The organism is Glycomyces paridis, assembly GCF_004912155.1.
Classification (GTDB): Bacteria; Actinomycetota; Actinomycetes; order Mycobacteriales; family Micromonosporaceae; genus Glycomyces; species Glycomyces paridis.
Genome location: NZ_STGX01000014.1, coordinates 92,088 through 118,925, shown reverse-complemented (window position 1 = coordinate 118,925; position 26,838 = coordinate 92,088). Strand labels below are relative to the sequence as shown.

At 69.1% G+C, this 26,838-nt stretch carries 24 protein-coding genes and 2 pseudogenes; 11 read left to right on the top strand and 15 right to left on the bottom strand.

The genetic code is table 11. The annotated features are described in order from the left end of the window. Positions 1-73 precede the first annotated feature (73 nt). From kdpF to E9998_RS18305, 4 genes are read left to right on the top strand one after another with little or no spacing between them, the layout of a single operon-like run. A complete protein-coding gene (kdpF, locus tag E9998_RS18320; RefSeq protein WP_136531143.1) occupies positions 74-163 on the top strand; it encodes a K(+)-transporting ATPase subunit F in 90 nt (29 codons plus the stop codon). Continuing rightward, positions 163-1,824, top strand: coding sequence for a potassium-transporting ATPase subunit KdpA (kdpA, locus tag E9998_RS18315; protein ID WP_136531142.1), 1,662 nt, complete (start codon positions 163-165; stop codon positions 1,822-1,824). The genes kdpF and kdpA overlap by 1 nt, the downstream gene beginning before the upstream one ends. A gap of 12 nt (positions 1,825-1,836) precedes the next feature. Continuing rightward, positions 1,837-3,975, top strand: coding sequence for a potassium-transporting ATPase subunit KdpB (kdpB, locus tag E9998_RS18310; RefSeq protein WP_136531141.1), 2,139 nt, complete (start codon positions 1,837-1,839; stop codon positions 3,973-3,975). After that, positions 3,976-4,884 carry a potassium-transporting ATPase subunit C gene (locus E9998_RS18305; protein ID WP_136531140.1) on the top strand — a complete coding sequence of 303 codons (909 nt, stop codon included), beginning with the start codon at positions 3,976-3,978 and terminating at the stop codon, positions 4,882-4,884. A gap of 86 nt (positions 4,885-4,970) precedes the next feature. Here E9998_RS18305 and E9998_RS18300 read toward each other — a convergent pair whose 3' ends face one another. Continuing rightward, positions 4,971-5,657, bottom strand: a complete 687-nt coding sequence (locus tag E9998_RS18300) for an endonuclease/exonuclease/phosphatase family protein (protein ID WP_158299864.1) — start codon at positions 5,655-5,657, stop codon at positions 4,971-4,973. A gap of 234 nt (positions 5,658-5,891) precedes the next feature. Next, entirely contained in the window at positions 5,892-7,478 is a 1,587-nt protein-coding gene (locus tag E9998_RS18295) for a hypothetical protein (protein ID WP_136531138.1), read from the bottom strand. Positions 7,479-7,630: 152 nt separating this feature from the next. Here E9998_RS18295 and E9998_RS18290 point away from each other — a divergent pair, with 152 nt between their 5' ends. Next, positions 7,631-8,824 carry an IS701 family transposase gene (locus tag E9998_RS18290; protein ID WP_420842453.1) on the top strand — a complete coding sequence of 398 codons (1,194 nt, stop codon included), beginning with the start codon at positions 7,631-7,633 and terminating at the stop codon, positions 8,822-8,824. A gap of 135 nt (positions 8,825-8,959) precedes the next feature. Here the strand turns inward: E9998_RS18290 and E9998_RS18285 are convergent, their stop codons facing one another. From E9998_RS18285 to E9998_RS18265, 5 genes are all read right to left on the bottom strand, one after another. Continuing rightward, positions 8,960-10,231 (bottom strand): glycoside hydrolase family 16 protein, encoded by a 1,272-nt coding sequence (locus E9998_RS18285; protein WP_204745522.1) that lies wholly within the window; start codon positions 10,229-10,231, stop codon positions 8,960-8,962. A gap of 190 nt (positions 10,232-10,421) precedes the next feature. Further along, positions 10,422-11,309: a carbohydrate ABC transporter permease gene (locus E9998_RS18280; RefSeq protein ID WP_136531136.1), complete on the bottom strand. Its 888-nt coding sequence runs from the start codon at positions 11,307-11,309 to the stop codon at positions 10,422-10,424. Then, positions 11,306-12,274, bottom strand: a complete 969-nt coding sequence (locus E9998_RS18275) for a carbohydrate ABC transporter permease (protein ID WP_136531135.1) — start codon at positions 12,272-12,274, stop codon at positions 11,306-11,308. Before E9998_RS18275 ends, E9998_RS18280 begins: the two co-directional genes overlap by 4 nt. A gap of 12 nt (positions 12,275-12,286) precedes the next feature. Beyond that, entirely contained in the window at positions 12,287-13,636 is a 1,350-nt protein-coding gene (locus tag E9998_RS18270; protein ID WP_136531134.1) for an ABC transporter substrate-binding protein, read from the bottom strand. A gap of 47 nt (positions 13,637-13,683) precedes the next feature. Further along, on the bottom strand, positions 13,684-15,270 hold the full coding sequence (locus E9998_RS18265) for a glycoside hydrolase family 13 protein (RefSeq protein ID WP_240037666.1): 1,587 nt from the start codon (positions 15,268-15,270) through the stop codon (positions 13,684-13,686). 302 nt (positions 15,271-15,572) lie between these two features. Between E9998_RS18265 and E9998_RS25455 the strand changes: the two genes are divergently transcribed. Then, positions 15,573-16,547, top strand: coding sequence for a LacI family DNA-binding transcriptional regulator (locus E9998_RS25455; RefSeq protein ID WP_240037670.1), 975 nt, complete (start codon positions 15,573-15,575; stop codon positions 16,545-16,547). Positions 16,548-17,969: 1,422 nt separating this feature from the next. Here the strand turns inward: E9998_RS25455 and E9998_RS26955 are convergent. The 5 genes and pseudogenes from E9998_RS26955 to E9998_RS18240 form a co-directional block, all read right to left on the bottom strand. Beyond that, positions 17,970-18,398: pseudogene (locus E9998_RS26955) on the bottom strand (right-handed parallel beta-helix repeat-containing protein); the annotation flags it as partial. Positions 18,399-18,601: 203 nt separating this feature from the next. Further along, positions 18,602-18,967: a nuclear transport factor 2 family protein gene (locus E9998_RS18255; RefSeq protein ID WP_136531131.1), complete on the bottom strand. Its 366-nt coding sequence runs from the start codon at positions 18,965-18,967 to the stop codon at positions 18,602-18,604. An 8-nt stretch (positions 18,968-18,975) separates the two neighbouring features. Continuing rightward, on the bottom strand, positions 18,976-20,130 hold the full coding sequence (locus tag E9998_RS18250; RefSeq protein WP_136531130.1) for an acyltransferase family protein: 1,155 nt from the start codon (positions 20,128-20,130) through the stop codon (positions 18,976-18,978). A gap of 110 nt (positions 20,131-20,240) precedes the next feature. Continuing rightward, entirely contained in the window at positions 20,241-20,981 is a 741-nt protein-coding gene (locus E9998_RS18245; protein WP_136531129.1) for a DUF4097 family beta strand repeat-containing protein, read from the bottom strand. Then, positions 20,978-21,619 (bottom strand): TetR/AcrR family transcriptional regulator, encoded by a 642-nt coding sequence (locus E9998_RS18240; protein WP_136531128.1) that lies wholly within the window; start codon positions 21,617-21,619, stop codon positions 20,978-20,980. The genes E9998_RS18245 and E9998_RS18240 overlap by 4 nt, the downstream gene beginning before the upstream one ends. 139 nt (positions 21,620-21,758) lie before the next feature. Between E9998_RS18240 and E9998_RS18235 the strand changes: the two genes are divergently transcribed. After that, complete coding sequence (locus E9998_RS18235; RefSeq protein WP_136531127.1) at positions 21,759-22,097, top strand: HEAT repeat domain-containing protein; 339 nt, start codon at positions 21,759-21,761, stop codon at positions 22,095-22,097. Between the two features lie 20 nt (positions 22,098-22,117). Here E9998_RS18235 and E9998_RS18230 read toward each other — a convergent pair whose 3' ends face one another. Next, positions 22,118-23,089, bottom strand: a complete 972-nt coding sequence (locus E9998_RS18230) for a hypothetical protein (protein WP_136531126.1) — start codon at positions 23,087-23,089, stop codon at positions 22,118-22,120. Positions 23,090-23,307: 218 nt separating this feature from the next. Between E9998_RS18230 and E9998_RS18225 the strand changes: the two genes are divergently transcribed. Beyond that, on the top strand, positions 23,308-23,763 hold the full coding sequence (locus E9998_RS18225; protein ID WP_136531125.1) for a hypothetical protein: 456 nt from the start codon (positions 23,308-23,310) through the stop codon (positions 23,761-23,763). Positions 23,764-23,898: 135 nt separating this feature from the next. Here E9998_RS18225 and E9998_RS18220 read toward each other — a convergent pair whose 3' ends face one another. Next, entirely contained in the window at positions 23,899-24,387 is a 489-nt protein-coding gene (locus E9998_RS18220; RefSeq protein ID WP_136531124.1) for an NUDIX hydrolase, read from the bottom strand. A 2-nt stretch (positions 24,388-24,389) separates the two neighbouring features. Then, positions 24,390-24,941 (bottom strand): hypothetical protein, encoded by a 552-nt coding sequence (locus tag E9998_RS18215; RefSeq protein WP_136531123.1) that lies wholly within the window; start codon positions 24,939-24,941, stop codon positions 24,390-24,392. A 521-nt stretch (positions 24,942-25,462) separates the two neighbouring features. On the opposite strand from E9998_RS18215, the gene E9998_RS18210 reads away from it, so the two are divergent. The 3 genes and pseudogenes from E9998_RS18210 to E9998_RS18200 form a co-directional block, all read left to right on the top strand. Continuing rightward, on the top strand, positions 25,463-25,786 hold the full coding sequence (locus tag E9998_RS18210) for a hypothetical protein (protein ID WP_136531122.1): 324 nt from the start codon (positions 25,463-25,465) through the stop codon (positions 25,784-25,786). A 10-nt stretch (positions 25,787-25,796) separates the two neighbouring features. Beyond that, entirely contained in the window at positions 25,797-26,324 is a 528-nt protein-coding gene (locus E9998_RS18205) for an alpha/beta fold hydrolase (protein WP_136531121.1), read from the top strand. 20 nt (positions 26,325-26,344) lie between these two features. Continuing rightward, positions 26,345-26,820: pseudogene (locus tag E9998_RS18200) on the top strand (transposase); the annotation flags it as partial. Positions 26,821-26,838 lie beyond the last annotated feature (18 nt).

Below are 26,838 nucleotides of genomic sequence, written 5' to 3'. Positions count from 1 at the left end.
ATCTCGCCTACCTGGCCCTGACGGCGGTCTGCTTCGTCGTCCTCGCCCTGGTCGTCAAGGCGGTGGAGAAGCTGTGAGCGCCGTCAACGCCATCGGCCTCGTCCTCGCCGTCCTCGTCGGCGTCTACCTCGTCGTCGCCCTGCTGAAACCGGAGCGCTTCTGATGAGCGAGACCACCGCGGGCGTCGTGTTCATCGCCGCGATGATCGCCGCCCTCGCCGCGACCTACCGTCCGCTCGGCGACCACATCTTCCGGGTCGTCACCCGCGAGCGCCACAACCGGGTCGAACGCGGCCTCTACAAGGCGATGGGCGTCCGCCCCGACGCCGAGCAGCGCTGGACCGGGTACGCGCGCAGCGTGCTCGCCTTCTCCGCGCTCAGCCTCGTGCTCCTGTACCTCCTCCAGCGCCTCCAGGGCTCGCTGCCGCTGGGCAACGGCTTCGGCGGCGTCGAACCGGGACTGGCGTGGAACACCGCGGTCAGCTTCACGACCAACACGAACTGGCAGGCCTACTCCGGCGAGTCCACTATGGGCATCGTCGTGCAGGCCGCCGGGCTGTCGGTGCAGAACTTCGTGTCGGCCGCGGTCGGCATCGCCGTCGCCGTCGCGCTGGTGCGCGGCTTCGCCCGCAAGGCAACCGACAAGCTCGGGAACTTCTGGGTCGACCTGACGCGCGTCACCCTGTGGGTGCTGCTGCCGATCGCCTCGGTCGCCGCGGTCGCGCTCGTCGCCGGAGGCGTCGTGCAGAACCTCGCGGACTTCACGACCGCGCAGACCGCGACCGGCGGGGACCAGACCCTCACCGGCGGGCTCATCGCGACCCAGGAGGCGATCAAGAACCTCGGCACCAACGGCGGCGGGCCGTTCAACGCCAACGCCTCCCACCCGTTCGAGAACCCCACGAGCTGGACGAACTTCATCCTCGTCTACCTCATCCTGTGCATCCCGTTCTCGATGCCGCGCGTCTTCGGCCGCATGGCCGGGGACGACCGGCAGGGGTACGCGATCGCGGCCGTCATGGGCGTCATCGCGATCGTCTCGACCGGCCTGGTCGTCGGGTTCGAGTCGTTCGCGAACGGCACGGTCCCGCAGGCCGTCGCCGCCGCGATGGAGGGCAAGGAGGTCCGCTTCGGCGTCGCCGACTCCGGCGTGTTCGCCGCCGCGACCACCTTGACGTCCACCGGCTCGGTGAACTCCTTCCACGACTCGTTCACGTCGTTCGGCGGCGGGGTCCTCATGCTCAACATGATGCTCGGCGAGGTCGCGCCCGGCGGCGTCGGCGCAGGGCTCTACGGGCTGCTGGTCCTTGCGGTCATCACCGTGTTCATCGCGGGACTCATGGTCGGGCGCACCCCCGAGTACCTCAGGAAGAAGATCGGCGCCCGCGAGATCAAGCTCGCGAGCCTGTACTTCCTCGTGACGCCCGCGCTGCTGCTCATCGGCCTCGCCGCGTCCCTCGCCGTCCCCGCGAACCTGGAGTCCATGCAGGACTCGGGCCCGCACGGGCTCTCGGAGATGGTGTACGCCTTCGCCTCCGCGTCGAACAACAACGGCTCGGCCTTCGCCGGGTTCGGGGCGAACACGCCGTGGTTCAACACCGTGCTCGGCCTGTGCATGCTGTTCGGGCGGCTCCTGCCGATCGTCCTGGTGCTCGCCCTCGCGGGCTCGCTCGCGAAGCAGCGGCCCGTCCCGGCGACCGCGGGGACCTTCCCCACCCACAAGCCGCTGTTCGTCGGCATGGTCGTGGGCGTGACGATCGTGCTCGTCGCCCTGACCTTCCTTCCCGTCCTCGCCCTCGGCCCGCTGGCCGACGGGCTGCAATAGGAGACGCCCGCAATGTCCTCAATGGCTACTGTGGCTCCGAAGGCCGGCAACGGCCTCCTCGATCCGAAGCAGTGGGCGAAGTCCGCCCCCGCCGCGCTGCGCAAACTCGACCCGCGCCTGATGTGGCGCAACCCGGTCATGTTCATCGTCGAGCTCGGTGCGGTCTTCACCACCGCGCTCGCCCTCGCCGACCCGAGCCTGTTCGCCTGGACGATCACGGTGTGGCTGTGGCTCACCGTGCTCTTCGCCAACGCCGCCGAGGCGATCGCCGAGGACCGCGGCAAGGCCCAAGCCGACTCGCTGCGCAAGGCCAAGACCGACACCCTCGCCCGCCGGCTCGCCGACCAGGACCCCGACATCGACTCCCCCAGGGTCGCCACCGTCGAGGTCCCGGCGCCCGACCTGCGCCGCGGCGACCTCGTCCTGGTCGAGGCCGGGCAGACGATCCCCGGGGACGGCGACGTCGTCACCGGCATCGCCAGCGTGGACGAGTCGGCGATCACCGGCGAGTCCGCGCCGGTCATCCGCGAGTCCGGCGGCGACCGCTGCGCGGTCATGGGCGGCACGCGGGTCCTCTCCGACTGGATCGTCGTGCGCATCACCGCCGAGCCCGGGAAGTCCTTCCTGGACCGCATGATCGCCCTTGTCGAAGGCTCCGAGCGGCGCAAGACCCCCAACGAGATCGCGCTGAACATCCTGCTCGCGGCGATGACGATCATCTTCGTCCTGGCCGTGGTCACCATGCAGCCCGCCGCGATCTTCTCCAAGGACCACATGGCCGCCGCACCTGACACCGCGGTACTGGACGGCAACGGCGTCACCGGGATCGTGCTCGTCTCGCTCCTGGTGTGCCTCATCCCGACCACGATCGGGGCGCTCCTGAGCGCCATCGGCATCGCCGGGATGGACCGGCTCGTGCAACGGAACGTGCTCGCCATGTCCGGCAGGGCCGTCGAGGCCGCCGGGGACGTCGACACGCTGCTGCTCGACAAGACCGGCACCGTCACCTACGGCAACCGCCGGGCCTCCTCGTTCCTGGCCGTCCCCGGGATCGGCGCCCGCGCGCTGGCCGACGCCGCGCAGCTCTCCAGCCTCGCCGACGAGACGCCCGAGGGCCGCTCGGTCGTGGTGTACGCCAAGGAGGCGTACGGTCTGCGCGAGCGGCCGAAGGGCGAGCTCGCCGGGGCGACCTGGGTCGAGTTCACGGCGCAGACCCGCATGTCCGGTGTGGACATCGAGGAGCACGGCTCGGTGCACCGCGTCCGCAAGGGCGCGGCGGCCTCCGTGATCGCCTGGGTCCGCGCCAACGGCGGCGACCCGAACCCGCGCGTGGACGACCTGGTCGACCAGGTCTCGCGCGAGGGCGGCACGCCGCTGGTCGTCGCGGAGCACCAGGAGGGCGAGCCGGCCCGGGTCCTGGGCGTCGTGTACCTCAAGGACGTCGTCAAGGAGGGCATGGCCGAGCGTTTCGCCCTGCTGCGCTCCATGGGCATCCGCACGGTGATGGTCACCGGCGACAACCCGCGCACCGCCAAGGCGATCGCGGCCGAGGCGGGCGTGGACGACTTCCTCGCCGAGGCCAAGCCCGAGGACAAGATGGCGCTCATCAAGCGCGAGCAGGAGGCCGGGCGCATGGTCGCGATGACCGGCGACGGCACCAACGACGCCCCGGCGCTCGCCGCGGCCGACGTCGGCGTCGCGATGAACACCGGGACGTCCGCGGCCAAGGAGGCCGGGAACATGATCGACCTCGACTCGGACCCGACCAAGCTCATCGAGATCGTGGGGATCGGCAAGCAGCTCCTCATGACCCGCGGGGCGCTTACCACGTTCTCCATCGCCAACGACATCGCCAAGTACTTCGCGATCATCCCGGCGATCTTCGCCGTGATCTACCCGGGCCTGGACGCGCTCAACATCATGCGCCTGGCGAGCCCGGAGTCGGCGATCGTCTCGGCCGTCGTGTTCAACGCGATCGTCATCGTCGCCCTGGTCCCGCTGGCGCTCAAGGGCGTCGCGTACCGGCCCGGCCCGGCCTCCTCGCTCCTGCGGCGGAACCTGCTGGTGTACGGGCTGGGCGGCATCGTCACGCCGTTCATCGGCATCAAGCTCATCGACCTGGTGGTCTCTCTCATTCCCGGGATGGCATAGATGGCACGTCTACCTCGCTGGATCGCAACGCATCTCGCCGCACTGCGGGCGGTGCTGGTCCTCACCGTCATCACCGGCGTCCTGTACCCGCTGGCGGTCCTCGCGGTCGCCCAGATCCCGGGCCTCGACGCCAAAGCCGAAGGTTCACTCCTGTACGACGAGGACGGGAACGTTGTCGGCTCCTCGCTCATCGGACAGTCCTATACGGACGCCGACGGCGAAGCGGTGCTCGCCTACTTCCAGTCGCGCCCTTCGATGGCGGCGGGCGAGGACGGCGACTACGACCCGCTCGTCTCGGGCGCCTCGAACCTGGGCCCGGAGAACGTCGTGGACGCCCTGCCGGACCCCGCGCTCGGCTGGGACGGCGACGAGAACGCCTCCAAGAGCCTGCTCACGCAGGTCTGCGAGCGGTCCTACGCGATCGGCGAGCGCGAGGGCGTGGACGGCTCGCGGCCGTACTGCACCGACACTGGCGTGGGCGCGGTCCTCGGGGTCTTCTACTCCGAGGGCACCACGGGCGAGGTGACCCGCGTCGTGAGCCTCAACGAGCCCTGCGACGCGAGCCCGTTCCTCCCCGAATACGAAGGTGTGCAGGTCGAATGCGCCGAATACGGCGCGGACTACGCGAAGGCGATCATCACGCCGATCGAAGGCGACGCCCCGGCCGAACCCGAGGTCCCAGCCGACGCGGTGACGGCCTCCGGTTCTGGCCTGGACCCGCACATCTCCCCCGAGTACGCGGCCCTCCAGATCCCGAGGATCGCCGCCGAGCGCGGCGCCGACGAGTCCGCAGTCCGCGCGCTCGTGGACGACGCCACCACCGGCAGGTTCCTCGGCTTCATGGGCGAGCCGGCCGTGAACGTGGTCGAGCTCAACCTCGCCCTGGACGGGGCGTACCCGCGCTCGTGAACCGCCCGCTAGAGGGTGGACCTCGGGCGTTACGGAAACAGGGCTCAGGGGCCGGCGAACGCCGGCCCCTGAGCGCATCGCGCGGACTACTGCTCAGCAGTGCTGATGCCCGCGTACAGCACCGGGTAGTGGTCGGAACGCTGGAGACCCGTTATCACCTCCCCTTCCAGCTCCGGGTACGCCGCGGAGGTCGCGCACCAGTCGAGCTTCCGGTCCGGAGTCGCGTTGTTGGCGTTGAACGTCGGGCGCTTGGGCGCGTGGCAGTGGAAGCCGGTGATGCCCGGTTCGCGGTTGAAGTCCCCGGCCGCCACCCACGGCTTGCCGCTCGGCACCGCCCCGGACACCGCCTCCAGCAGGCCGCGCGCGTCGGGCCCGCCGGGGCTGATGGCGTGGATGCTGAAGACCTCGATGCCGCCGAAGTCGACGCCGAGCGCGGGACGCCACTGGTGCGCGCCCGCCGCCTTGACGACCCTGACGCCCTGCGGCTGGACCTTAGTGGACGAGACGACGGCGAGGTTGCAGCGGTTGCCGTGCGGATCGGACTGGTACCAGGCGATCCAGTAGCCCGGCCGCGAGTGCGTTCCGCCCCAGTTGTAAAGCCGGACGTTCGGGTCCGGCGAATGGACCGCGGTCGCGGACTCCGGGACGGCCCCGCACTCCTGGAGGCAGCAGACGGCTTCCGCCTGGTCCCTCATGAGCGGCGCGACGCCGGTGTTCCACGCGAGCTCGGTCGAAGCCTTCGAGCCCTGCATGTTCCAAGTGAAGATGTTCATCGGTCGACTCCCTTCTTGCAGTCGATCCATGTCCGGCGACGACATGCCGGAGTTGGACGGAAAGTGCGTGTCGGGTTGCGGCGCTTCGGGCGCCGGTCCCCTGCCGCGGCAGGTGCCGCGGGCTGTCGGCGGCGTCTACGGGGGACGCGCCGGGCCTGCCGGTGGAGCGGGGCCGCCTGGAAGGTCGGCCCCGCCCTCGTCGCGGGAGTGCGGCCAGCGGCTCCCGCGACGGTGTCAGGCGTCGCTCGCCGGATAGGACGGGACACCGCCCATCACGTAGGCCAGCTGCTGTTCGAGCGGGGTCGTGCCGCTCGGCTCGGGCGGGCCGAAGGTGACGGTGACCGAGCCGTCGCTCGAACTCGTGTCCACCTTGTCCACACCGTAGGAGGCCGAGGCCGAACCGACGCGGAACAGCCCGAACAGGTCGATCGACGCCTTCGCACCGACCTTCATGTCGCTGGTGACCTTGCTGGCGTTGCTCCCCCTGAAGGTCATGGACATCTGCGGCTGCTGCGAGATGACGAAGGTCTTCAGGCGCGACAGGGCCTTCCCCTTGCCGAACAGCTCGTCCACATTGAACTCGCTGCCCTGGAGCTGGTAGCCGGTCGCGTCCTTCCCGGTCTTCGCCACGACCTCGTCGAGCAGCTGCTCGTCGTACCAACCGGTCGTGCCGTCGTCCGACAGCACCGACGGTGCCGCGCTGAGGATCGTGACGCCCTTGTAGGAGAGGTCGATCTCGATGTCGGACGAGCTCGACGTGTAGGTCGACAGGTCGTAGGACGCCGATCCGCCGAAGTTGAAGGACGCGACGTCCATGATCGGGATCGAGAACCCCGCCTTCCCCGACAGGCTCAGGTCGGTCGAGGTCGAGGAGAAGTTCGACAGGCGCATGTTGAGCGACACGGCGTTCGAGTCGGTCTTCAGGCCGCCGATGAGCTGGTTCGCGGTGGGCAGCTTGTCGGGCGTGTAGCCGACGAAATAGGAGTCGGCGCCGATCTGCTCGCCGCCGTTCGCCTTGGTCGGCTTCAGGATGGCGACCCTGGCCGCTTCCAGCAGGGCGGTGGCCTCGTAGTACCGGCTGTGCAGTTTGATGCTGTCGTCCGCCATCTTCTGGTAGGCGGCGATCGCGTTGTAGAGCGCGGTAAGCGATTTGGGCAGTTTGTCGAGCGATCCGTACAGCGCCAGCAGTTGGTTGAAGACGTCCTGGAGCTTGCCGCCGAACGGCAGCGGGTTGGAGTAGGTGCCGTGGGCCTGCTCGAACTCGCGCAGGATCGACGCGATCTGCGCCGACGCGGCGGAGTCCTGGGACTGCATGGTGTTGAGGTCGGACTTGGAGAAACCGAAGACGGTCGCCCCGAGGACCTGGCGGTAGAGCGACGAGAAGCGGCCGCCGCCGAGCGAGAGCTGTCCGCCGCTGGACGGCGTGAGCAGCGTGTCGAGGTCGCCCAGCGTCGCCGGGTTGTAGAACACGTCGGGGCCGTAGGTGATCCCGTAGTTGAAGCCGGCCGGGTAGGACACGGTCGCGAACTTGCCGTCGAGCTTCTTCCCGAGGAACTCCTGGAGCTTGCCCTCGAGCTCGTCCGCGAACGCCTGCTGGGCGTTGGTCACGGCGCCGAGGCCGAGGACCGAGCTCTGGTAGACGTCCTTGATCGTGTAGTGGCACAGCGACAGCGGCGGCACGTGGTACGACACGTCCTCCACCCAGCTCTGGTAGGCCCGGCCGAGTGCGACCTGCTCGCTCTTCGCGACCACGGTCTCCGACCAGTCGTAGTAGGGCGACTCCGTTGTGGGTCGCCGCAAATGGATGCGGTAAGTGGGCATTGTGCTTGTCCTTTTCGGCAATGGATCGAACAGGTGGTTCGATCGCCTGCAATCAGGATCACCGCGCCGCCGCCGTCGCCGCTCCCACTCCGCGATTCCCGTTCGGAACTGGGTCGACAATCGTGTTTCGTGACTTCCTATCATTGCAATTGATGGTCAAAGATGTTGCGCCCCAAGAGATCACGGAATGGCGTTCACGGTTGGACGAGGTTTTCTCTACGGTTGGAGAATTGTTCGGAAGGGTCGAACTGCGCCGACGCGCCAGGTCGTATCTGGTGAGCCTGCTGGCCCCGGTGGAGCGCAAGAGCGGCTGGCAGCTCGCCCAGGCCGCCGGCGACTCGACCCCCGTTGGGGTGCAGCACTTCCTGAGCCGGGCGGTCTGGTCGGCCGACCTCCTGCGCGACGCGTTGCGCGCCTACGCCGCCGCGCACCTGGCCGATCCCGCAGGGGCGCTGGTGATCGACGAGGCCGGCTTCGTCAAGCGGGGCCCCGCCTCGGTCGGCGTGCAGCGCCAGTACTCGCGCACCGCCGACCGGGTCGAGAACTGCCAGGTGGGCGTGTTCCTCGCCTACGTCGGCGAGCGCGGTGCCGCACTGATCGACCGGGAGCTCCACCTGCCGGCCTCCTGGACCGACGACCCCGTCCGCTGCGAGGCCGCGGGAGTCCCTCCCGCCCGCGCCGCCGAAGGGGCGCTGGCGAAACCGCGGCTGGCGGAGGCGATGATCGCGCGCGCCGTCTCGGCCGGCGTCGAGGCCGGATGGGTGGCCGCCGACGCGACCTACGGGCGCGACAGCGCCTTCCTGACGTTCCTGTCGGCCCGACGCCTGCCGTACGTCGTCGAGGTGCCCCTCACGCAGATGCTTCAGGAGCTGGAGGAGGACGGTCGGGTCGACGTCCTGGCGAGCCGCGCGCCGGACTCGGCCTGGCACCGGATGGCGACCCGTCCGGGCGCCTGCGGTGCGCGCGAGTACGACTGGGCCTGGGCGACCCTCCCGGCCGACTCCGGTCTCCCTCCCGGGTTCGTCCGCACGCTGCTGGTGCGGCGCTCGCCCCAGCGCACCGGCGAACTCGTCTACTACCTGTGCTTCCACGCGGACTCCGTGCAGCGCGAGGAGATCGTGCGCACCGCCGACGCGCGCCGGGCCATGGCGGCGTGCCTCCGTGCCGCGAACGCCGAGTGCGGGCTCGACCACTACCAGGTCCGCAGGTGGGAGGGGTGGTACCGGCACGTGACCCTCGCGATGCTGGCCCACGCCTTCCTCGTCGTCAACGCGGTCGCGGCGGCGGGCGACGCGGAGGTGTGCGGCGGCGTCCCCGCCGTGAAGCGCGCGATCCGCTGGCGCTGACCGTGCGGCCGCGGCGGGAGGTAACGAAATACGGTTGTCGCGCCGTTCGGCCCCGGGGTCCGCCGGGAACGGGCCCGTCAGGGGAACCGGGGCGTGCGCGGCCGGTGCCGCGCACGCCCCCTCCTCATCCCGGCCTCACCGGTACCACTTCTGCGCGGGGTTGCCGCTACAGGTGGCGATCTGGAGGTTCGTGCCGTCGGCCGAGTTGGCCCAGGGCACGTCCAAGCACTTGTCGGCCTGCGGGTTCACGATGTCGTTCGCGCCGGAGAAGGCCCACTGCTGGGCGCCGGAGCCGTTGCAGGTCCACAATCGGACCGGAGTGCCGTCGGCGGTGGAGCCGTTCGCCACGTCGAGGCATTTGCCGAGGGCTCGGAGCGTCCCGTCGCCGGGTGCGGTCCATTTCTGGGCGTTGGTGCCGTTGCAGGTGTAGAGCTGCACGGGCGTGCCGTCGGCGGTGCCGGAGCCCTCGACGTCGAGGCACTTGCCGGCCAGGCCCGAGATCGCGCCGCCCGAACTCGTCGCACCGGAGTAGACGCGCACGTAGTCGATCTTCATCTGCTGCGGGAACTGCGTGGAGCCGTCGGGGTAGCCGGGCCAGTTGCCGCCCACCGCGACGTTCAGGATCATGAAGAACGGGTGGTCGAACACCCACTCGTTGCCGCCGATGCTCCCGGTGTTCTTCGTCTGGTAGTTGACGCCGTCGACCGACCAGGTGATGGAGGTCGGCGACCAGTCGACCGCGAAGGTGTGGAAGCCGTTCGCGAACGGCTCCCCGATCGTGTAGGCGCCGCCCACGCCCGCGCCGCCGGAGTAGCCGGGGCCGTGGAGCGTGCCGTGGACGGTGTTGGGCTCGAAGCCGACGTTCTCCATGATGTCGATCTCGCCGCTCTGCGGCCAGCCCACGGAGCCGATGTCGTCGCCGAGCATCCAGAACGCGGGCCAGATGCCCTGGCCGCGCGGGATCTGGATGCGGGCCTCGAAGCGCCCGTACGCCTGGGTGAACGTCTGCGAGGTGAGCAGCCGCGCCGAGGTGTACTGGCAGGCGCCGTACCAGCACTGGTAGCCCGAAGGGTTCTCCCGGCGGGCGGTGATGACCATGTTGCCGTTGCCGTCGTGCGCGGCGTTGGAGGTGCTGTTCGTGTAGTACTGGTGCTCGTTGTTGCCCCAACCGCCGCCGCCGATGTCGTAGCGCCACTTGGAGGAGTCGGGTGCGGTGCCGGAGGCGGCGTTGAACTCGTCGCTCCAGGTCAGCGCTTGGGCCTGGACGTCGGCGGGGTCGGCCTCCTGGGCCCCGGCGTTGGTGACGGCGATCGTGCCGGCCGTCGCGGCCGCGACGGCGGCGCAGGCGAGCGCGAGGAGGCGGGTCCTGGTGCGGCGGGCGATGACGGGAAAGCGGGGTGGTCTCACGGATTCGTCCTCTCGTTCCGTGGGCGAGGGAGCGGGTCGGCCCGGAACGATGGGGGTTCCGAGAGAGCGCTCTCTCTAAATATTCCTATCTTTTTATCATTAGGGATAGATCACTGTCAATAGGACAAGCCGGAGCGGCGGGGCCGAGGGGGGTGCGGTCCCCCGGCCCCGCCGCTCCGGACGTCGGCGGTCAGCCCTTGACCGCTCCCCCGAGGCTCGCGCCGCTGAGGAACATCCGCTGGAACACCAGGAACAGCGCGATCGGGATGAGCGAGGAGATCGCCAGCGCCGCAAGGAACACGTCGAGCTCCACGAACTGCTGGAGGATCGGCAGGCGCACCGAGAGCGGCTGGAGGTTCGGGTCGGGCAGCACGAGCATCGGCCAGAGGAAGTCCTTCCAGGAGGCGATGACGGCGAACACCGAGACCACGCCGATGATCGGGCGCGACATGGGCAGCACGATCGACCAGAACAGCCGGTAGGGCCCGGCCCCGTCGACCCGCGCGGCCTCGAAGATCTCGCGGGGCAGGTTCGCGAAGAACCGCTGCATGAGCAGCACGTTGAAGGCGCTGGCCCCGGCGGGCAGCCATACGGCCCAGAAGGTGTTGAGCAGCGAGGTGCCGAGCAGGGGCGGGTCGAGGACGGTGAGGTAGAGCGGGACGAGGAGGACCACGCTGGGCACGAACAGGGTCGCCAGGACCGCGCCGGAAATGGCCTTGCCGATCTTGGGGCGCAGGACGGCGAGGGCGAAGCCGCCGGTGGTGGCGACGACGAGCTGCACGGCCCAGGACCCGGCGGCGAGGGCGAGGGTGTTGAAGAAGTACTTGTCGAGCTCGACGCGGGTCCAGGCCTCGACGAGGTTGGCGAAGTCGAAGCCGTTGGGCCACAGTGCCATCGGTTGGCGCAGTGTGTCCTGGGTGGGCGTGACGGCGGCTTTGAGGAGCCACAGCATGGGGCCGAGTCCGGCGACGGCGAGGCAGGCCAGGAGCGCGAGGTGCGCGATCCGGGTCGTCCATTTGACGCTGGGGCGCTTCCAGTCGGTGGGGGCGATGAGCCCCCGGTCGGTGCCCTTGCTCATGAGCTGCTCCAGGATCGGGTGAGGCGGAAGTACAGCACCGAGAAGGCCGTGAGGACGAGGGCGAGCAAGAGGCTCAGGGCCGCGGCCGCGCCGTAGTCGCCGCCGAGCGAGTTGGTGAACGCGTAGCGGTAGATCAGGAGCAGGAGCGTCAGGGTCTTGTTGGCGGGGCCGCCGTCGGTGAACAGGAACGGCTCCAGGAAGACCTGTGCGGTGCCGATGATCTGGAGGATGAAGGTGATGAGGAGGATGCCGCGCAGTTGCGGGAGTGTGATGTGCCAGAGCTTGTGCCACACGCCCGCGCCGTCGATCTCGGCGGCCTCGTAGAGGCTGGGGTCGACGCCGGTGAGGGCGGCGAGGTAGATGATGACGGTGCCGCCGGCGGCGGCCCAGGTGGCCTCCAGGACCAGTGAGGGCATGACGATGTCGGCGTCTTGGAGCCAGGCGACGGGGCCGATGCCGACCCAGCCGAGGATGGTGTTGAAGACGCCGTCCTCGCCTGCGTCGTAGAAGAGCTTCCACAGCAGGACGGCGACGACGGGGGGCACGACCACGGGCAGGTAGGCGAGGGCGCTGAAGAGGCCGCGCATCTTGCGGACCTCGCTCATGAGGATCGCGGCGACGAGCGGGATCGGGTAGCCGAAGAGCAGGGCGAGGACCGCGAAGTAGGCGGTGTTCTGGACGGCGGTGAGCAGTTGCGGGTCGGCGAAGACCTGTTGGAAGTTCGCGAGGCCGACCCAGACGGGGTCGGACACGAGGTTGGTGCGCTGGAAGCTCATGACGACCGCGCGTCCGATGGGCAGCCAGGAGAAGACGCCGAACACGATGATCATGGGCGCCAGGAACACCAGTGTGGGGAGGCCGCCGCGGGCGCGGGCGAGGAGGCCCGGGCGACCGGGCCGGGCCGCGGTGCGCGGCCTGGCCCGGTCGCCGGTGACACCGGCGGGACGGGTGTCGATCGAGGACATGTCGTTCTTCCGCTACGCGGCCGCGTCGATCGCGGCCTGGGCTTCGGCCTGGGCGGTTTCGAGCAGGGCGTCGATGTCGGCGCCCTCCTCGGTCAGGATGGACTGGACGACGGTGTCGAGGACGCCGTAGACCTCCTGGGTGGCGGTGACGGGCTCGTTGAGGAGCGGCTGGTCGAACACCTGGCCGGTGTAGGGGGCCATCTGCTCGACGGGGACGTTCACGTACTCGGCGATCCAGGTCTGGACCTCGTCGTAGGTGGCCTTGTCGAAGACCGGGAGCTCGGGGGCGCCCACGGGCTGGTCGGTCTCGGCCTTGACCTCGGCGTCGGCGACGGCGGCCTCCTGGACGGTGAGCTTCTCCATGTAGTAGAAGTCGATCCACTTGACGGCGGCGGCCTGCTCGTCGGTCTCGGCGTTCGGGCTGACGACGGCGAGGGTGCCGCCGCCGAGGACGCCCGCGTTCGGGTCGTCGGCGAGCGGCAGCACGGTCAGGCCGTAGTCGTCGGGGTTGAGGGCGTTCTGGGTGAACAGGTTGCCGTAGTTGCCGCCGCCGGAGACGTACATGCCGATGCGGCCGGAGGCGAACTCCTGGTTGATGGTGGCCCAGTCGTACAGGAAGTTGTCGCCCATGGAGTTGTCGTCCCAGCGCATGGCCTGGAGCTGGGCGAGCGCCTCGCGCATCTGCGGCGTGTCGATGGTGGCGGCGCCGTCGGCCTCGGTGCGGCCGCCGAGGGCGTTGACGACGGTGGTGAGGATCCAGCCGCCGGTGTTGTCGTTGGTCATGACGGCGTATCCGGCCTCGCCGGTCTCATCGCTGATGGTCTCGGCGGCGGACTGGATCTCAGCCCAGGTGGTCGGCGGGGCGTCGGGGTCGAGCCCGGCGGCCTCGAAGAGGGTCCGGTTGTAGTGCAGGCCTTGGCCGTAGGCGGCGATCGGGATCGCCCACATGTCGCCTTCGGGGTCTTCGCCGGCGGCCGCGATGTTCGGGTTGTAGTCCTCGCGGTAGGGCAGGGCGGCGGTGAGGTCGCCGATGTCGGCGATCTGGCCGCGCTCGATGAGGCCGCGCCCGTCGGTGAACGGGACGGTGAAGACGTCGGGCAGGGTGCCGCCGGCGAGCTGGGCGGTGAAGGTCCCGGCGGTCCAGGTGTACTCCTGGGTCTCGACGGCGATGTCGGGGTTGGCGTCCTCGAACTGGTCGATGCGGGCCTGGAAGGCGTCGATGGCGGCCTGTTCGAGTCCGGCGTCGATGGTCACCGTGATGTGGGTGCGGCCGTCGTCCGGTTCGTCGTCCGAGCATGCGCCCAGGCCCACCGCGGTGAGGGCCGCCGCGGCGACGGCCGCCGCTGCACGAGAGGTTTTCATGGTCACTCCTTGTAGATGCGGATATCGGTTGAGGGATTGATGCGCGGTCATGTCCGCAGCCACACCGCGGTGTCGCTCGGCAGCAGGACTCCATCGAGAGGAGCGCTGGCGAGCAGCACTTCGGTGTGGTCGGGCAGGGCCGCGGGCGCGTCGGCGAAGTTGACGACGCAGGTGAGGTCCTCGCCTCGCCGGAAGGCGAGGACGCCGGGTTCGGTGTCGGTCCAGGCGAAGGCGTCGCCGCGGAGCGCGGGCTCGCTGCGGCGCAGGCGGATCGCCCGGCGGTAGAGGGTGAGGAACGAGTCGGGGTCGTCGGCCTGGGCCTCGGCGGCGTACGCGCCCCAGCCTTCGGGCTGGGGCAGCCAGGTGGCCGCGCCGCCTGAGTTGAACCCGGCGGTCGGGCCTTCGGCGGTCCACGGCAGGGGGACGCGGCAGCCGTCGCGGCCGGGGTCGACGCCGCCGGAGCGGAAGTGCATGGGGTCCTCGCGGACGCCTTCGGGGAAGTCCTCCACTTCGGGCAGTCCCAGTTCGTCGCCCTGGTAGATGTAGAGGACGCCGGGGAGCGCGGCGGTGAGCAGCGCGGCGGCGCGGGCCCGGCGGGCACCCAGCCCCAGGTCGGTTGGGGTGCCGAAGCGCTTGGCGGCGAAGGAGAACGAGGAGTCCTCGCGCCCGTAGCGGGTGACGGGGCGGGTCACGTCGTGGTTGGAGAGGACCCAGCTGGGCGGGGCGCTGACCCCGGCGTGGGAGTCGAGGGTGTCGCGGATCGAGGCCGCGAGGGACTCGGCGTCCCAGGGGCGGGTCATGAAGTCGAAGTTGAACGCCATGTGCATCTCGTCGTCGCGCAGGTAGCGCACGAAGCGGTCGTTGTCGGCGAGCCAGACCTCGCCGACGAGGAGGCGCGGCTCCTCGTAGGAGTCGGCGATCTTGCGCCAGCGCCGGTAGACGTCGTGGACCTCGTCGCGGTCGTTGTGCGGGTGCGCGCCGGGGCCGTGGTCCTCCCCCACCTCGGGCAGCTCGGGGTCCTTGGCGAGCATGGAGGCCGAGTCGATGCGGACCCCGGCGACGCCGCGGTCGTACCAGAAGCGCAGGACGGCCTCGTGCTCGGCGGCGACGTCGGGGTGGTTCCAGTTGAGGTCGGGCTGCTCGGGGGTGAACATGTGCAGGTACCACTGGCCGGGCGCGCCGTCGGGGGCGGCGGTGCGGGTCCAGGTCTGGCCGCCGAAGCTGGAGGTCCAGCCGGTGGGGATCTGGGCGCCGTCCTCGCCTTTGCCGTCGTGGAACCAGAAGCGCTCGCGGGCGGGGTCGCCGGGGGCGGCGGCGAGGGCCTCCTGGAACCAGGAGTGCTGTGAAGAGATGTGGTTGGGGACGATGTCGACGATGGTGCGGATGCCCAGTGCGAGCGCGTCGGCGATGAGGGCCTCGGCGTCGGCGAGGGTGCCGAAGGCGGGGTCGATCTCGCGGTAGTCGGCCACGTCGTAGCCGCCGTCGGCCTGCGGCGAGCGGTACCAGGGGGTGAACCACAGGGCGTCGACGCCGAGTTCGGCCAGGTGGGGCAGGCGGGCGCGGACGCCCGCGAGGTCGCCGGTGCCGTCGCCGTCGGCGTCCGCGAAGCTGCGCGGGTAGACCTGGTAGATCACCGCGTTCCGCCACCATTCGGTGCCGGGACCGGTTGGCTGTGCCGATTGCAATGTGGCTCCGTTCGTTGCTGACGCGCTGAAAATAGGGCCCTGGGCATGGTGATGTCCCAGCGCATGATAGGTTTAGCGCTATACCTAGCTCGGAATGTTAGACCACGGATGTCACACTTGTCAACGGCGGATTTCGCGCAGGTGGACCGAGAACGTTTGCCGGTGCCGGAGCCGCCGCCGAGCACACCCCGAGAGGAGCCCCGTTGGGCGTCACGCTGAAGGACATCGCGGCAGAGGCCGGCGTCAGCCTCATGACCGTGTCCAATGTCGTCAACGGCAAGCAGTCGCGGGTCTCCGCGGCCACCCGCGAGCGCATCATGCGCATCGTCAAGGAGCGCGGCTACATCCCCAGCGCCTCCGCCCGCAGCCTCGCCGGCCGCACCTCGCGCCTCGTCGGCCTCCTCGTGCCCGCCGCGGGCGAGGCGAGCCTGACGATCGACCCGCACACCGTCGAGGTCGTCGGCATGATGGAGCGCGAGCTGCGGCGCCTGGACTACCACCTCATGCTGCGCGGCATCGCCCGCCGCGAGGAGATCACCGAGGCCCTCCGCTCCTGGAACCTCGACGGCGCCGTCCTGCTCGGCTTCCAGGACAGCGAGATCGACCGCCTCAAGGCCGCCGCCATCGGCGGCGTCGCCCTCGTCGCGATGGACTCCTACTCCGCCAACCCCCTCGCCCTCGAAGTCCGCTCCGACGACTTCGGCGGCGCCGAACTCGCCGTGCGCCACCTCATCGCCTTGGGCCACAGGCGCATCGCCTTCGCCGGACCCGGCTTCTCGGCCACCGGCGTCGTGCGCGAACGCTTCGAGGGCTACCGCAAGGTCCTGGCCGAGAACGGCATCGCGTTCGACCCCGACCTGGTGTCCACGGTCGACATCGGCCACGCCGAGGGCGAGGCCCACGGGCGCTGGCTCGCGGCCGAGCGCCCCGACGTGACGGCGGTCTTCACCACCGCCGACCTCCTCGCTATCGGCGTGGTCGAAGGCCTCGCGAACGCCGGGCGCTCCGTGCCCGGGGACGTCTCGGTGGTCGGCTACGACAACGCCGACATCGCCTCCTACGTGACCCCGAAGCTCACCACCGTCGCCCAGGACCTCCCCGGCAAGGCCGCCGAGACCGTCCGCCTCATGATGGACCGCCTCGCGGGCAAGGCCAGGCCCGAGCAGGCGACCACCCTCCAAGTGCGCCTGGTGGAGCGGGAGACCGCCGCTCCCCCGCCCGCATAACCCCCGGCGGCCCGGCGCCTTCACGATCCGGGTGCCGGGGACCGCGAACGGACCGGGCACGACCTGGTCGCGCGGCAGGCCGTCGAAGTCGGTGCCGAAGTCCAGATCGGACCCGTCGGGGTCGGTGTAGCCCATCTCGGCCTGGTAGCTCGTCCCGAGGCGCGCGGTCGTCACCGGGGCGACGACGGGCCCGGCCTCGGCCACCTCGACGCGGACGGTCCCCGCGTCGGCGTCGTGCACCTCGACGCGTACCGGCGACGCGCCGACGACACGGGGCGCGGGTTCGGCCCGGAACGGCTCGGCGCCCTCCGCGTACACGTTGCCTTCGGCGCTGACCGGCAGGCGGGGCCCGGCCAGCGCGCCGCCGTCCTCGTTCGGGTACTCCTCGGGCGTCGGGTACGCGTCGTACTGCGAGGTGCCCACGGGGGTCGGGACGAAGGTCGCCTGGCCGGGCACGCCGTCGATGTCGATGGCACCGTTCCAGAAGCTCGCGAGCGCCGTGCCGTCCTGCGGTTCGGCGCCGTCGCCGACGAAGACGTTGTTGTAGAACCGGTCGTCGCCGCCGAGGATGTTCGAGACGCCGTAGACGGCCGTGTCGTGCGGGAGGTGGTAGGGGGTGTACCGCTGGTGCTCGGTGCAGTTCGCGATGCGGCCCGCAAAATAGTTGTGCACGTAGGCGCCGCCGGTGGCCATGTCCTTGACCGACCACGGCGACAGGAACAGGTTCGAGTCCACGAGGTACGGGCCGTGGCAGACCTCGACCATGAAGTCCTCGGCGGTGGAGGCGTAGAAGACGTTGCGCCGCACCAGGGTGCCCTGGGCCTGCCAGTCGAGCCACAGCGCGCGGTGCGTGTGGTGGATGGTGTTGCCGCTGATCACGGTGTCGATGGCCGCGTGCAGCTTGATCCCGGCGACCTCGGCGCCGTGCCACTGCCGCTTCACGTGGATGCGGGAGATGTGATTGTCGGCGATGGTCGAGAACGCCGCGCCGAGGTGCCCGACGATGCCCGCCTGCTCGCAGTCGCGGATCGTGTTGCGGCGCACCGTGTGCGAGCCGACATGGTCGCGATGCCACGGCCGCGCCTCGCCCGCGTCGGGCCCGCGCAGGGCGAGCGCCCGCTGGATCACCTCGCGTTCGCGCTGCGTGCCGCCTTTGCCGCCCTTCGGCCCCGCGCCCCACTCGTTCTGTCCGGTGCTCGCCTCCTTGCCCAGGGAGACGCCGACGTTCTTCGAGTCGGTGATCGTGTTGTCCTCGATCACCCAGCCCTTGGACCAGTGCGGTCCGATGAGGCCCTCTTGGAGCGCGGTGGGCGGCGCCCACTGCGTGGCGGCCTTGGTCAGGGTGAAGCCGCGCACCGCGATGTGGTCGATGCCCGTAGCCTCGGGCCAGAACACGAACTTCCTCGCGTTGATCTCGATCTCGTGCTCGCCCGGGTCGGCGCCCCCGAAGTTCGCCCAGATCGTCGTGACCTCCTCCCCCGCCTCGCAGTACCACGTCAGCAGTGAGCCGGCCTGGTCGAACGAGTCCTCGGTGACCTCCGGGCGCTCGACACCGCCGAGCGTCAACGACTCGTACATCGACTTCCCGTCGAGGTACACCTCCCCGGTGTGCCACGTGTTGACCCGGTCGAAGAACCAGTCCCCGCCGATCCGCTCCGCATACGGGTTGACCTCCCCGAACAGACTGTTCGGCACCGTCGTCGTCCAAACCCCCTCGGCGCCCGGGTGCGGCCGCCAGTCGTCGACGACCTCCGCACCGGAGATCGTGACCGCCTCGAACCCGCCGTCCGCGCCCGACGCGGCCCTGTACGTGATCGGCGCCCCGGCCGTCCCGCCCCGAGGCGGATTCACCCACTCCCGGTACACACCTTCATGCACCACGACGCTGTCCCCCGGCTGCGCCAACGCAGCCGCGGCCCCAATGCTGACAAGCGGCGCGTCGACTGTCCCGGCAGCGCCGTCGGACCCGGATTTCGCAACATGAATCTCCACGCAGCAAACCTTATCCACCGGCCTGCGCCCTGACCGGCCGCAGTCGAGGCCTCCCGAAGGTCTCAGGCGGGTGTCTTCTGGCTGAAGGCGCACTTCCAGGTGTTGCCGCTCCGCACCCAGAGGTCGGTGAGCCACTCGTCGGCGGTGTACGGATCGCCTTCCCAGGCACCGGTACTGACGCGCCGACAGGTGACCAGGAGCGCGTCGCTCGTCGCGACGGTACGCTCGGGCCCGGCCGCCTCCATGGTGTGGTGCGCGAGGCGGCCAGAGGCGATCCACTCGATCAACTCGGCCTTGGCGACCATGCCGTCCGGGCCGACGTACACCCAGTCGTCGGTGAAGTACCCGGCGATCCGCGACACGTCATTCGACAGCAACGCAATCCCGAACTCCTCCGCCACCACCTGGACTTCCGATTCAATGGACATGACGCCTCCTACCGTTCTCGGGAACTCCAGAGTCTGACACGCCCCTGCGACACCGAGCGGGGAACTGCCGCACTCCTCCCCCGGCTCGGGAGCGGCATCGCGGCCGATCGTGTGCTCTTGAGTCCGAACATGAACCGGGTGGGCCCGGTTCTGCGGAGGAGTTCGTAAGCGCCGAAGCTCAGCACGAATGTGCCGACGGCGATGAGCGCGAATGGGATCGCCCCGTGGTCGATGACGCCGACGACATAGAACCCGACGGCGACCAGGATGGTCTGGTGCACGATGTAGACCGGGAAGGCCGCGGGATTGAAGTAGGCCGTGAACTTCGAGCGGACGTTGAGGTAACGCTTGCCGTAGCCGAGCATCGCCAGTACCGCCGCCCAGGTGGCGGCGGCTCGCCATGCCGCCGCGAGAGGGCCCGAGTCCGGACCGAGGACCGCCAGTTCGACCGCGATGCCCGCGGCACCGATCAATGCGACGACCAGCGAGACCCTGCGGACGTGCTCGACGCGGTCGAGGGCGTCGTCGGCGGCGAGGATGAATCCGAGCAGTACGTACGCGGCGTACACGAAGATGTTCTTGCCGCTGAGGTCGGGCAGCAGTGCGAGGGCGGCCAGGGCCAGGGAGGGGACGAGGACCAGGCCCGCACCGCGCAGCGGGCGCGGCAGCCGGTCGTGGCGGCCCAGGCGGGTCATCAGCGGCAGGAGCGCCAGCGAGATGACGAACAGGAACAGGATGAACCACAGGTGCGCCGGGGAGATGCCGCCGGCGTACTCGGACCAGTCGGAGAAGTCGGTGAAGTACTTCACGAGGAAGTCCAGGTAGTCGCCCTGGTAGCCGAGGTGGAACCGCATCGCGTAGTACGCCTGGGGCGGGACGATGAGGAGGCAGCCGAACAGGAAGGGCACCAGCAGGCGGGCGAAGCGCTCGCGCGCGTACGCGCCCGCCGTTCGCTTCTGGAGGGCATGGCGGCTCGACACGCCGGAGAGCAGGAACAGCAGCGGCATGAACCAGTACGACGCGGAGACGACGACATCGGCGACGGCGTTGGGTTCGCCCTTGATGTAGAAGTCGTTGAGGCCGTCGAAGACGCGGGCGGTGTGGTACGGAATCAAGTACAGGATGGCGAGGTTGCGGAGCCAGTCGATGTAGTCCTTGCGCATGGTCCAGCGCCTTTCGGGAGGGTGGGTGCGGGGCCGGTCCTGGACGGTCGCCTCGGGATCGAGGGCGATGCGTCGACTCGGCGGTGGGCGGCGGAGTGACCGCGGGGCGGTCAATCGCCGTTGCGCAGCTTGATCGCGCCGTTCTCGGTGGTGACGTCGATGCGGTGGGGACTGGTGCCGGAATCGGTGAGGTCGTTGTCGATGGCGCCGTTGTCGGTCGTCGTGGTGACCCGGTAGTCGGCCGCGGGAACTGAGACGGTGACCGCGCCGTTCTCCGTGGCGACGCTCACCTCGTCGGGGACCTCGCCGAAGCCAAGGTCGACGGCGCCGTTCGAGGAGACGGCCTCGACGCTCCTCGAGGAGACGTCGTGGACGGCGATCGCGCCGTTGTCGGTGCGCAGGCCGAGCGGGCCTGCGGCCTCCTCGATCGTGATCGCGCCGCTGTCGGTGCTGATGGTCGTCGCGGCGCCGAGGGCGACGGCGGTGACCGAGCCGCTGTCGCCGCTGACGGTCACCGGGGTCCCCGGCGGGACGGTGACCTCGTAGCCGATCGTGCAGTCGCCGACCAGGCTGAAGCCGCATTCGGCGGTCAGATCGAGAATCTGGTTGTCGAGGGAAGGATCGGCCTCGATGTCGCGGCCGGCGGTGGCGTGGCGCGTGACGGTGATCGCCTCCTCCGCATCGCCTGGCCCGGCCTCGCGAAGGTCGAGGTCGGCACCGGCGATCTCGATGGTCAGGTCGCCGCTGAACGCGCCGAGGTCCCAGGTGGTGTCCTCGGTCCCGCTGGCGCACCCGCCGAGTGCCACGGTCAGGGCGAATCCGAGGGCCGCCGCGATCGGGGTGGTCTTCATCGGTTCCCTCCAGTTCGGTCGGCGGGAAGGAGCGCGGTGAGTGTGGCCGCGATGGCCGCTTCGACGGTCGCGCCGTCGACGCCCTCGGGGTCGACGGCGTGCTCCATCGACAGGCCGTTGCTCAGGCAGTGGACGATGAGTCCCGCCAGCTCGGGTTCGACGGCGGTGTCACCGCCCAACCGTTCGGCCACGGCGGCGAGCAACTCGGCTGCGGCCTGCCTCTGGGACCGACGCAGCGGGGCGAGGACGTCTCGAACCTGCTCATCGCGCCTGGCACGTGAAGCGAACTCGAAACCGAGCTGCCCGCGTTGGGTGTCGCCGGTGATCTCGCCCGCGACGAGCCTGGCCGCGTCGGCGACGGCTTCCTTGACGTCGTCGACGGCGGCAAGGTGGTCCGTGACCGCACTGAGCTCGATGTCGGCGCGGTCGGCCAGGACCGAGCCGAACAGTTCCTGCTTCGACTTGAAGTTCGAATAGACGGCGCCCTTGGTGAACCCCGCGCGAGCGGCGATGTCCTCCAGGCGGCTCTCGTCGTAGCCGCGTTCGGCGAACTCTTGCGCGGCGGCCTCGCGGAGCCGCCGCCGAACCTCGGCACGCGGCGTCCGCCTGGCGACAGCAGGCGGGTTGGAGTCGGTCATGACCGAAGCCTAGCATACTCACCGGTATTGAATACCCATCAGTATTGAACCGTTGAGCGCATTCGCCTGGTGACCGCCTGCCGGCGAGGGCGCGCCTCGCCGCCGTTGGTGGGGCCGTCTGGGCGGTAGCCTGGCTCTCATGGACCGTGTGTTTCGTGATGCGATGCGGCAGATGCGAAGCCATAGCCCGCAGCGCCAGGAGGACGGGTTCCATGCGTTGCTTCCGGCGGCAAGCGAGCACATCGACGCGCTGATTGCGGAGTTTCGAGCTGAACGCCACGATCACGGACTGCGCTGCTGGCTGCTGGAGCTGATCGGTGCGGCGCGATCGGACAAGGGGCTGCCGGTGCTTGCGGACCAGCTCGATTCATCCGACGAGGCGCTCCGGGGCTGGGCCGAACATGGACTTCGGTTGCTGGACACGAAGGAAGCGCGGCGGATTCTCTGGGAGAAGAGTGCGTCACGTCGAGAAGGCTGAGCCGGACGGTTCCAACCGTGCTAGGCGAGGTATTCCTGGGCGTTCGCGAGATGGTCGGCGACTTGCTGTTCCCAGGCGTGGATCTCGGCTTCGCGGTCGATGAGGCGGTCGACGTAGAGCATCGCCCACTCCTCTTCTGCGCCGTCCCGCAGACCGGCGTCTTGGGCGCACTCGGCGAAGTCGGCCGCCATGTCGAACTCGTAGGCCATCGGGTCGTCGGCCGCGGACTCGTCGTCGTACACCGCGGCAAGGTGTTGTTGAAGCGGGAGCATCCCCGACTCGTCGAACTGCCACCTCCCATGACCGCGCTCTTCGACGCAGTCGAGGAAGCGCTCCTCCTGTTCGGCGTATTCGGCGGACAGCTCCCGATACAGCTCGCCGTCGCCGGTCCAGGTGAGCGGGCTCTCCATATCGGGCCTGGTCCAGTAGGTGCCGCTCTCGGTGTCCACCGTTGCCGCCTGCCCGTAGACCGCTTCGATCGTCACCAGTTCGCATCCGCCGAACGGCAGCAGGTCGACCTCTCCGGCTGGCGCCGCGGCCCGCTCCTCGCCGAGGAACGCAGCCATCCACTCGGCCTTGTACGCCTCGTCGGTCTCCTTCCACTCCTGGTGGCCGGGGACGAAGGTCATGTCCCTCCAACCCAGGTCGGAGGCGGCGTAGGCGAGATAGTCCAAGTCCTCGCGCATCGACGCCGCTTCAGGCGTGTAGCCGAGGTTGACCCAGTGGCCGAAGGCGAAAAGCTCGGCCTGCTCCACCGTCGGGATGCGACTGTAAGGGGAGGCGAACCCTTCGAACCGATAGGGCATGACCCGACCGTGCAGCAGGCTCGTCTCATGCGCCAAGAATCCCTGGTCCTCCATGCACTCGGTCGCCACCCGCGCTTCCGCCTGGGTCAACTCCCAACGCAGTTCCGACCCGTTGACCAGGGACGTCTCGATCCGGTCGATGTCCTCAGACGCGATGGCCTCCGGTTCGGCATCATCACACGCCACCAATAGCCCCAGTGCGCATACGGGCGCCAGGATCGCGCTTGCAAAGGAGTTCACCTGCACAGCCTAAAAGCATGTCTCAGTTGGTTCTTACGGGTTCAGGCCAAGGAGGGGCTGTGGTCGGCACAGGCGGAGCTCGTGCGGGGTGAGGCCCTCGCAGTAATATGGCCTCTGCGAAGCGCTGGGCCGTAGGCTCAATCGAACATCCGGGTGAAGGTTCCATGCAGCACATCGACATCCAGAGTCATGATCACGGCTTCTCCCTCGATCCGACGCGGTACCTGGATTGGCTTGAGCGGTGGGGCGATCAGCTCCCGCGCGGGGCGGCAGCCTTTGCGACCGATCCAGGGCACTATGCGTTCGGCGACCGATGCCTGAAGTCGCTGGTCTTGGACTCGGTGAGGCTTGATCCTCTCGATGACGGCGGCACCGGCGCTCGACTGGCCTTTCGTGCGTTTGCGGGCCCCAGGGAGCCAGTCCTGGTCATCCGCTATTCCGGGGTCACCGACTTCTCGGTGAGGCGAGATCCTGACACCCGGGCGAACCTGGAGGTGCTCCTCGACGAGCTTCTTCCAGCCGAATCGGGTTGTACCCATGAGATCCGGTTGACCATCGGCTCCGTCCTCATTTCTTGCAGTGACCTGGACGCAGAGTGGCGTGTTGGGCACGTGTCCTAGTGGCCGCTCTCGGAGCGCCGTAACCTGGCGAGTTTCTTGTAGCAGGTGAGGGCGGCGGCGGAGGTCGTAGTCGTTGGTGGCGCGAGCCGAGCCTGGGTTCGAGCGCTCGCTGCGACTGTGCGTTGCGGTCGAGCCTTACGATGTAGCCCACGCTGCGATCGCGTCGTCGAGCGCGGCGATCGGGAGTGCCGACTCGCTCAGCGGCTTTCTCCAGACGAAGGCCTGTAGTTCCTCGCCGGCTTGTGGCTGCGGGTCGGCGACGCGCGTGAAGTAGACCGCCCCGAGCTCCTCGCGTTGCGGCTTGGTCAGTGTGAACCTCGCGTAGCCGACCAGATCGAGAGTCTCGGCCCTGATCGCCGTTTCCTCTTGGAGTTCGCGTTTCGCGGCCGCGAGGAACGACTCGCCGTCCTCGACAATGCCGCCGGGGAGTTCGTACTCTCGTCGCCAACGATTAAGGCCGAACAGTACTTCGTCGGTCGACATGTCGGCGAGGACGACGAGCGCGAGCGGGCAAGGCGTGTGCCTGGCGGCCGCTTCGAGTTGTTCCCTGGTCGCGGTGGTCAGTTCGATCAGTGCATTGCCGTTCGAGTCAACCGCAATGTCGTTGGGAGATATGACGGACATCCTCAGTTGTGGTTGTTCGAGATGTCGTTCATCGACTGGACGACGGTGTTGTTGTCGTTGCCGCCCTCCACATCCTTGAGGAACTCGGAGCCGAGGGCTCCGAAGGCGAGGACGGAGCTGACGATGGCGACTCCCGCGGCGACAGGCACCAGACCGCCCGAGCCGAGGAACGATGCGAATGCGGTGATCAGCGAGATTCCGGACAGGACTGCGAGACTCAGTCCGATCCAGCCTGCGGCGCCCATGCGGTCCTTCTTCCGCGTCTTCATTCGCTCGATCAGGAGGAGAATCGCCACGAAGGCCAAGACCGCGATTCCGGCGGGCCCGGTGATCCACAGGGCCGCATCGGCGAACTCCATGAGACTCAGACCCGCCGCGAGTGCGAGTCCTGCGACGGCCACGGAGCCGCAGACTGCGGCCGCCCGAACGAGCGGCCTGCGCTGTTCGCGTTCGCGCTGCCGGGCCTCTTCCCTCCTGCGCCGCTTCTCGCTCTGCTTGGAGTCCAGCCGTTCGTCGCCTTTTGTTAGGGAATCTTCGTTCGGGGCATCTGACATATCGGCAGATTAGCAAGACAGATCTCGCGACAGCCCCGCAATCGGTCTCACCGGTGATGGGCGAGCAGGCCCGAATGCGGCAGCGGAAGTTCGTTGTGCGGCTGTTGATGACGTTGCTTGGACATCTGACGCTACTCACGTCTTTGCCGAGGTTGCGCTCCTCCGGTTGGACGCCGGGCGAGGAGGGCGAGCGCCAAGACCGCGAGCGCTCGGAGAATCTCGGCCCGATGTTCTGGCTGTGCGCCCCGGAGTGACAGCGCGGCAACGAAAGCGATGACGCCAGCAGGAGCGGCAATCCCCAAGGCGACCCAGAGACCCAAAGGGTGAAGGTTCATACAGCTCGTTGTACCGGTGCCATAGCTCTGAATGCTGAGATTGCGCTGGGAACTTACTGAATGTCGTTATTAACCTGTGATCTAGTGTGGTGACAGACGTTCGTTTGCTGACGGCTGGTAGTCGTCGCGGCGGGCGTAGTGGGATCGGCGGGCTTGTTCGTCGTGGCCGCATATCCACTCTGACCAGTGGATTTGGACGTCGTCGATGTGGACGGCTCGGGTGATCTCGCCGTAGAGACGGGCCAGGCCGGTCAGGGTGAGGCTGCTTCCCGCGGTGCGGGCTCGGCATCTTGGAACGTGATCTCGATCGGCCAGCGGGGCTCGGCGACGCGGATCAGCCTCGCCAGACCCGCGCCGGTGGCGGCTGCAGGCAATAAAGGTCAGGTAGTAGGCGTACTCGTCCTTGCGGCGGTTCCAGCGGACCAACAGGACCCGGTCGCCTTCGGCCCCCTCGGATCGCAACTGCCGGACGAGCTTCGCGAACTGCCGGGCCGAAGGCCGCGCCGTTAGGCTTGAGTGTATGGACGATGCGGTGGTGATTCCCGGTGGCGCGTTCGGACCCGGAGCCGGGATGCTGATGTACGCTCCGCTGGTTGCCGAGCGACGAGGCGCGATTGTCCATCGGCACCATTGGAGCGAGCAGCCGGAAGACGTGCTCGATCCGACGATCGAGGCTTGGGTGCGCGGAGAGATTGACCCGCTCCTCGATGCCGTTAGCGGCCGTCCGCTACTGATCGGCAAGTCGCTGGGCACGAATGCTGCAAGCGTGGCCGCCGAGCGCGGTCTGCCGGCGATCTGGTTGACGCCGCTGCTCACGCTGCCGTGGGTCGTCGATGCCATCTCGCGCGCTACGGCACCGGTCCTGCTGATCGGCGGCACCGCTGACAAGTGGTGGGATGGCCCGGTGGCCCGGCGGCTGTCAACGCACGTGCTGGAAGTCGCGGGCGCCGACCACGGCATGCTGGTCTCCGGACCGGCGATCGACTCAATCTCGGTGCTCGGACAAGTCATCACTACGATCGAGAACTTCCTCGAACTCCTCGGCTAACGCTTGGGGCGCAAGGGGTCTTCGGCGTCTCCCACCAGACCGCGCACCGGCGGCTCACCGGGTAGTCCGAGGCCGCACTGTGGGCGAGGCTCCACCGGGCCGTGCTCGACCGACTCGGCGCCGCCGGCGAGATCGACTGGTCGAGGGCGATCATCGGCGGCGCGAGCCTGCGCGCGAAGAAGGGGGATCGCTGACCGGACCAAACCCGGTCGATCGCGGCAAGTCCGGCTCGAAGATCCACGTCCTGACCGACCAGAACGGACTCCCGCTCGCGCTCGGGGTCTCGGCCGCGAACCTGCACGACTCGCAAGCCTTCGAACCGCTGATCCAAGGCATCCCGAAGATCCGCTCCCGACGCGACTCTCGCCGCCGCAAACCGGCGAAGGTCCACGCCGACAAGGCCTACGACATCCCCGACTGCCACACCGCCCTGCGTGAGCGCGGCATCGGGGACCGGATCGCCCGCGGCGGCATCGCCAAAGTCCGCGCCCACCGCGAGCGCCACCGCGCCACA